This window comes from Pseudochrobactrum sp. XF203, assembly GCF_020341615.1.
In the GTDB taxonomy this organism is placed as follows: Bacteria; Pseudomonadota; Alphaproteobacteria; order Rhizobiales; family Rhizobiaceae; genus Pseudochrobactrum; species Pseudochrobactrum saccharolyticum.
The window spans coordinates 2768136-2775000 of record NZ_CP084392.1 but is presented as its reverse complement, the minus strand read 5'-3'; the positions used below and the strand labels follow the sequence as shown (position 1 = coordinate 2775000).

4 protein-coding genes, 1 tRNA gene and 2 rRNA genes (1 of these 7 running past the window's edge) are annotated in these 6865 nt (G+C 50.6%); all 7 read left to right on the top strand.

All coding sequences use genetic code 11. The annotated features are described in order from the left end of the window. A 23S ribosomal RNA gene (locus LDL70_RS12630) occupies positions 1 to 1943 on the top strand (it extends 864 nt beyond the left edge of the window). Positions 1944 to 2158: 215 nt separating this feature from the next. Next, positions 2159 to 2273 (top strand): 5S ribosomal RNA (gene rrf, locus LDL70_RS12625). A 79-nt stretch (positions 2274 to 2352) separates the two neighbouring features. Beyond that, a tRNA-Met gene (locus tag LDL70_RS12620) sits at positions 2353 to 2429 on the top strand. A 423-nt stretch (positions 2430 to 2852) separates the two neighbouring features. Further along, a complete protein-coding gene (locus tag LDL70_RS12615) occupies positions 2853 to 3416 on the top strand; it encodes a hypothetical protein (RefSeq protein ID WP_225685209.1) in 564 nt (187 codons plus the stop codon). A 127-nt stretch (positions 3417 to 3543) separates the two neighbouring features. Then, the gene (gene sseA / locus LDL70_RS12610) at positions 3544 to 4377 is read left to right on the top strand and encodes a 3-mercaptopyruvate sulfurtransferase (RefSeq protein WP_225685208.1); all 834 of its coding nucleotides are present in this window, start codon (positions 3544 to 3546) and stop codon (positions 4375 to 4377) included. 193 nt (positions 4378 to 4570) lie between these two features. Next, entirely contained in the window at positions 4571 to 5911 is a 1341-nt protein-coding gene (locus LDL70_RS12605) for a cytochrome c (RefSeq protein WP_225685207.1), read from the top strand. Then, entirely contained in the window at positions 5911 to 6828 is a 918-nt protein-coding gene (locus LDL70_RS12600) for a c-type cytochrome (RefSeq protein WP_022709635.1), read from the top strand. Before LDL70_RS12605 ends, LDL70_RS12600 begins: the two co-directional genes overlap by 1 nt. Positions 6829 to 6865 lie beyond the last annotated feature (37 nt).

The window sequence follows — 6865 nt, the reverse complement described above, 5'->3', positions numbered from 1 at the left end:
GAAATCTATTTAGGTAGAGCGTTGGGCGAATACCTCAGGGGGTAGAGCACTGAATGGGTAATGGGGACTCACCGTCTTACTGATCTCAATCAAACTCCGAATACCTGAGAGTACTACCCAGCAGACACACGGCGGGTGCTAACGTCCGTCGTGAAGAGGGCAACAACCCTGACCACCATCTAAGGTCCCTAAGTTATGGCTAAGTGGGAAAGGATGTGAGGATCCCAAAACAACCAGGATGTTGGCTTAGAAGCAGCCATCATTTAAAGAAAGCGTAACAGCTCACTGGTCTAGATAAGGGTCTTTGCGCCGAAAATGTACCGGGGCTAAAGCCATACACCGAAGCTGTGGATGCACGTATGTGCGTGGTAGCGGAGCGTTCTGTAAGCCTGTGAAGGGATACTCGTGAGAGATCCTGGAGGTATCAGAAGTGAGAATGCTGACATGAGTAACGATAAAGAGTGTGAGAGACACTCTCGCCGAAAGTCCAAGGGTTCCTGCTTAAAGTTAATCTGAGCAGGGTTAGCCGGCCCCTAAGGCGAGGCCGAAAGGCGTAGTCGATGGGAACCACGTTAATATTCGTGGGCCTGTGGGTAGTGACGGATCGCGTGTGTTGTAAGGTCTTATTGGATTGATCTTGCAGCGAAGCGGTTCCAGGAAATAGCTCCCACATATAGACCGTACCCTAAACCGACACTGGTGGACTGGTAGAGTATACCAAGGCGCTTGAGAGAACTGCGTTGAAGGAACTCGGCAAATTGCACGCGTAACTTCGGAAGAAGCGTGACCCTTGTTTGCGCAAGCAGATGAGGGTGGCACAGACCAGGGGGTAGCGACTGTTTACCAAAAACACAGGGCTCTGCGAAGTCGCAAGACGACGTATAGGGTCTGACGCCTGCCCGGTGCTGGAAGGTTAAGAGGAGAGGTGCAAGCCTTGAATTGAAGCCCCAGTAAACGGCGGCCGTAACTATAACGGTCCTAAGGTAGCGAAATTCCTTGTCGGGTAAGTTCCGACCTGCACGAATGGCGTAACGACTTCCCCGCTGTCTCCAACGCAGACTCAGTGAAATTGAATTCCCCGTGAAGATGCGGGGTTCCTGCGGTTAGACGGAAAGACCCCGTGCACCTTTACTATAGCTTTACACTGGCATTTGTGGCGACATGTGTAGGATAGGTGGTAGACTTTGAAGCGGAGGCGCCAGCCTTCGTGGAGTCATCCTTGAAATACCACCCTTATCGTCATAGATGTCTAACTGCGACCCGTATATCCGGGTCCAGGACCGTGTATGGTGGGTAGTTTGACTGGGGCGGTCGCCTCCTAAAGAGTAACGGAGGCGCGCGATGGTGGGCTCAGAACGGTCGGAAATCGTTCGTCGAGTGCAATGGCATAAGCCCGCCTGACTGCAAGACAGACAAGTCGAGCAGAGACGAAAGTCGGTCATAGTGATCCGGTGGTCCCGTGTGGAAGGGCCATCGCTCAACGGATAAAAGGTACGCCGGGGATAACAGGCTGATGACCCCCAAGAGTCCATATCGACGGGGTTGTTTGGCACCTCGATGTCGACTCATCGCATCCTGGGGCTGGAGCAGGTCCCAAGGGTATGGCTGTTCGCCATTTAAAGCGGTACGTGAGTTGGGTTCAGAACGTCGTGAGACAGTTCGGTCCCTATCTGCCGTGGGTGTAGGAATATTGAAAGGATCTGTCCCTAGTACGAGAGGACCGGGATGGACGTATCTCTGGTGGATCTGTTGTCGTGCCAACGGCATAGCAGAGTAGCTATATACGGACTAGATAACCGCTGAAGGCATCTAAGCGGGAAACTAACCTTAAAACGAGTATTCCCTATCAGAGCCGTGGAAGACCACCACGTTGATAGGCCGGATGTGGAAGTGCAGTAATGCATGCAGCTGACCGGTACTAATAGCTCGATCGACTTGATTGTTCTCATTATCAATATCCATCAGCGACGACCAAGGGTCGTCGATGATAGGATTGTTTGCTCTCACGCCTAATTCACTTCGTGAATGGCTCCGAGAGGGCGCGGTACAAACCGCGACGGCCAGTCGGCCTTGCGAACACTGAGTGTTCGAGGCGCCACTGACTGAAAACAATGCACGAAAATCCCAGCTTCTTATTTGTTTCTGTGCCCTTTGCTGACCTGGTGGTTATGGCGGAGCGGCTGCACCCGATCCCATTCCGAACTCGGCCGTGAAACGCTCCAGCGCCGATGGTACTTTGTCTTAAGACACGGGAGAGTAGGTCGCTGCCAGGTCTGCAAAAGGCTCAGAAATAAAAACATCTCACAGTCAATAAAACCAATACTTCCAATACCGGCTCATAAATTACCCTGGCGCGGGGTGGAGCAGCCCGGTAGCTCGTCAGGCTCATAACCTGAAGGCCGCAGGTTCAAATCCTGCCCCCGCAACCAAATCCTCTCAAAACAATTAAAACCACGATCCAGACGCCATTCCTATAGGCGTGTCAATGCATTCGGGACCAGCCCGTTCGAGCTAAAATCGATAATCAATCGATTTCTATACGCTCTCACCTCATCACGCTCATAACCTGAAGGCGGAGGAGGAAAAGCAAGTGATACAATATCAATTGCACAACGAACCGGAGAAAGCCAAACCCGAAACTAAATCTCCCAATAAAACATCCCAAGCCCCGGCAGAAATGCGCGGGGCTTTTTTGTGTTTAAAACATGCGAATGAGAAAAACGGGGGAGGGGGCGCGAACTTAGAAAATCACTTTTACTAATTCTAACCATTGCTATGGTTCTGGGCAGTCGGATCAATTTTTAGTAATAAAATGATACTTGTGATGGTTCTATAAGAATACGGAGTACCTGATGATTAAACTATTGTGTGCCGGTGTTCTTGTAAGCCTGATGTTGCCGCTGGAAATGGCATCAGCTCAAACCTTTCGTGTCTGTCACGGTTATGATTGCTATTACCGAACCAAAGTGACGCTAAGTTCAAAGGATGAGAGCCGCATCCGTAATCTGTTGCAAAAGGCTACTCGTAGCGCAAATGACGAGAGAAAAGCGTTGCGGATGGCTGTCGCAATATTTGAAGAGCGCAGCACAGCAGTTATCAGTGTTCGTGACAAACCAAAAATGCAGTTCGGCAAAGCCCGTATTAAAGGCCAAATGGATTGTGTTGATGAATCGATCAACACGGATAATTTCCTACGTTACTTAGAAACACGCGGTTGGTTAAAGCATCATACTGTCGCTAAACGAATGACACGTGGTTCATTCATCGATGGCCGTTACCCGCATTGGACTGCGGTAATCAAAGATATGTCGGGTGAAAGCTGGGCTGTCGATTCCTGGTATGAGGCAGGTGGCGGAATGCCTGATATTATGCCGCTTCAGGATTGGAGACGTCGTGGATATGGCGGCGAGCGTTAATGCCACAAGCATAAGAAGCACTGTAACCGAATACAGACGGCTAATGTGCAGAGATCATACAGATTTCTGCAATTCATTCCTTGCCATTGATAAAGACACTTATATTCTATGTGTGAATGAGTGACATATGGGGAATGAAATGACTCCGGAAGAAATTTTTGTATCGCCGCAATGGGTGAAAGACCGTCAGAAATCAGGCGGTCTGAAAATCGTTGACGGTTCCTGGTATATGCCGGCGACAAAGCGCATCTGCGGTGAGGAATTTGAGCAGGTTCATATTCCGGGCGCAGTCTTTTTCGATCAGGATAAGATCGTCGATCCGAGCTCTTCTTTCCCGCATACTGTTCCTTCACCGGAAGTTTTCGCGGATGCAGTGGGCAAGCTGGGCATCAGCGTTGATGATGAGATCGTCATCTATGAAACCGGTGATTTGTTTGCCGCGCCCCGCGTCTGGTGGCTGTTTCATATTATGGGCGTGCAAAAACTGCATATTCTGCGCGGCGGTATTGCTGCATGGCAGGCTGAGCGCTTTGAAACAGAGAGCGGTAAAGTCGCGCCTGAGCCTGTTGCATTCAAACCGGTCTATGCCGGTGAAAAAGTTGTTTTCATTGAAGAAATGGTGCTGATTGCCAAACATGCAAAAGCACATATTACGGATGCCCGTTCGGCTGAACGGTTTACCGGTGCCGTACCGGAGCCGCGTGCGAATGTCCGTTCCGGCTCTATTCCCGGTTCTGTCAATGTGCCTTACGGTTCTCTCGTAGAAGACGGTGCTTTCAAAACGCTTGATACAATGAAGGTAATTTTTGAAGCGCAGGGCGTGAAAAAAGACAAGCCGGTTGTAACAACCTGCGGCTCAGGTGTGACAGCCGCTGTGCTGTTTCTTGCGCTCAATCTGCTGGGTTATGAAAATGTCCGCCTTTATGACGGTTCATGGACAGAATGGGGCACAGTGACCTGAGCGGTTTTTCTGCGTAAATGCCACTTAATGGTATAATTTTCTTTGAACTTGCACCATAGAAAACTGTTGTTCTTGTAATTGGCTATGTTTTGGAACGTAAATATCGTGAATGCATGAAGTCATTGATCTGAATCAATGAGAAACATTCCTGACAGTCTCAGATGGAGGTGAAGAGACGACTCAGGAGTTCAACATGAAGCTTGTTAAAACACTGGTCCTATGTGGTCTGGGCTTGTTTGGCGCAAGCTATGCTATCGCAGTCACATCGCACCATTGGTACGCACCAAAACAGGAAGCTGACGTTAATATTCAGGATCCGGCACTGATTAAGCAAGGTGAATATCTTGCCCGTGCCGGTGACTGTATTGCGTGTCATACTGCACCCGGCGGCAAGGAATTTGCCGGTGGTCTGGGTATGCAGACACCGCTTGGCACGATTTATTCCACCAATATTACACCGGATAAGAAAACCGGTATCGGTAATTACAGTTACGGCGATTTCGAGCGTGCTGTACGTCGTGGCGTGCGACCTGATGGCGTGGCGCTCTATCCGGCCATGCCTTATGTTTCCTATGTCGTTGTAAAAGATGACGATATCAAAGCACTCTATGCTTATTTCATGTCGCGCGTGGAAAGTGTGGAACAGGAAAATCAGGCTTCCACTTTGCCTTGGCCGATGAACATGCGCTGGCCGCTGGCCTATTGGCAGCTCGCTTTTGCGCAGCCGCGTGAATTTACTTCGGCAACCGGTATGGATGCGATGATTGATCGTGGCGCCTATCTGGTTGAAGGTTTGGCCCATTGCGGCGCTTGCCATACACCACGAGGCATCGGCTATCAGGAAACTGCACTCAGTGATGACAAGAAGGGCAATTACCTGTCCGGCTCTGTTCTCGAAGGCTGGTATGCGAAGAACCTGCGTGATGAAGGCACCGGCCTTTCCACATGGACTGAAGCGGAAATTACCGACTTCCTGAAAACCGGCCGTAATGATCGCACCGCCGCCTTTGGTGGTATGGCCGATGTGGTTGCCCATAGTACGCAATATCTGACAGATGATGATCTGACATCGATTGCCCGCTATCTGAAGAGCCTGCCTGCGCGTGACAGTCATCCGCAGCAATGGACACCGAAGCAAGATGTGACAACTGCAGCTCTGCGTTCGGGTGATTTCTCCGCTCCGGGTGCCGTTGGTTACGTGGATAATTGTGCGGCCTGTCACCGTCTGGATGGTCGTGGTGCGGAACGTGTTTTCCCTGCGCTTGCCGGTAATTCGATCGTCTTTGCGGAAGATCCGAGCTCTCTGATCCAGTTGACACTGGATGGTGCAGCAATGGCTGACACGCCGCATGATCCGATGGTGTTCAAGATGCCGGGCTTTGCCCATCTCACCAACAAGGAAATCGCGGATATTCTGAATTTTATCCGTAATGGTTGGGGTAATCACGGTTCGCATATCAAGGATAGCGATATTGCCCGCATGCGGCATCTGATTGAGCACAAGCCTGTGCATTATGTTCCGGAGGCAAAATAATGAGTAAGCAATTCTGGATCGGTACAGCTGCAGCTCTTGTCGTAACAATCGCAGCTGCAGGCGCAGGCTGGACATTTCTGGTGAAGCCGTCGCGTGTTGATGCACCGCCGCTGCCGACCTATGATGTGGTGGATGCAGAAGGCAAAGTCGTTGGCAAATATACGATCCCGAGCGATGATCTGATTGCCAAAGAACCGGATGCGGAAGCCATTATGTATGGCAAGCGCCTGCTCAATGAAACAGCCCGTTTACTGCCGGAAAATGTCGGTGCGGGACTGAATTGTAACTCCTGCCATCTGGCACAGGGTAAGCTGGATAAAGGCGCGCCTTATATTAACTCCTATAATTTTTATCCGCGGGTGATGCCGCGTGCGGGTAAGGAAGTTAATCTGGTGATGCGTATCAATGGCTGCTTCCAGCGTTCGATGAATGGTAAGCCGCTTGATCCGAAGTCCGAGGAAATGGGCGCTATGATTGCCTATATGAAATGGCTCGGTCAGGGATTGCCGAAAGAGCACATGGTGAAAGTGTCAGGTGCCGGAAAAATTGATGAATCACTGGTGCCTGATCCTGTCAAAGGCAAGGCGATTTATGCAACCCAATGCGCCGTTTGTCATGGCAATGACGGTGAAGGCAAAAAAGATCAGTTCGGTGATTATGTCTTCCCGCCGCTTTGGGGTGATGACAGCTTTAACATTGGTGCGGGTATGGCGCGTACCTATAAGGCAGCGGCATTTGTCAAATATAATATGCCGGTCAGCGTCCATCAGGACGGTATGCTCGGGCAGGGTGGCGTATTGACCGATCAGGAAGCGGTTGATGTGTCTGAATATTTCACACATATGCCGCGTCCGGATTTTGCCGGTAAGGTCAATGACTGGCCTAATGGCAAAAAGCCGAAAGATGCCCGCTATTAGAGCGCCGTGCGCCCCGCTGGGCGCACAAAAGTCGCTC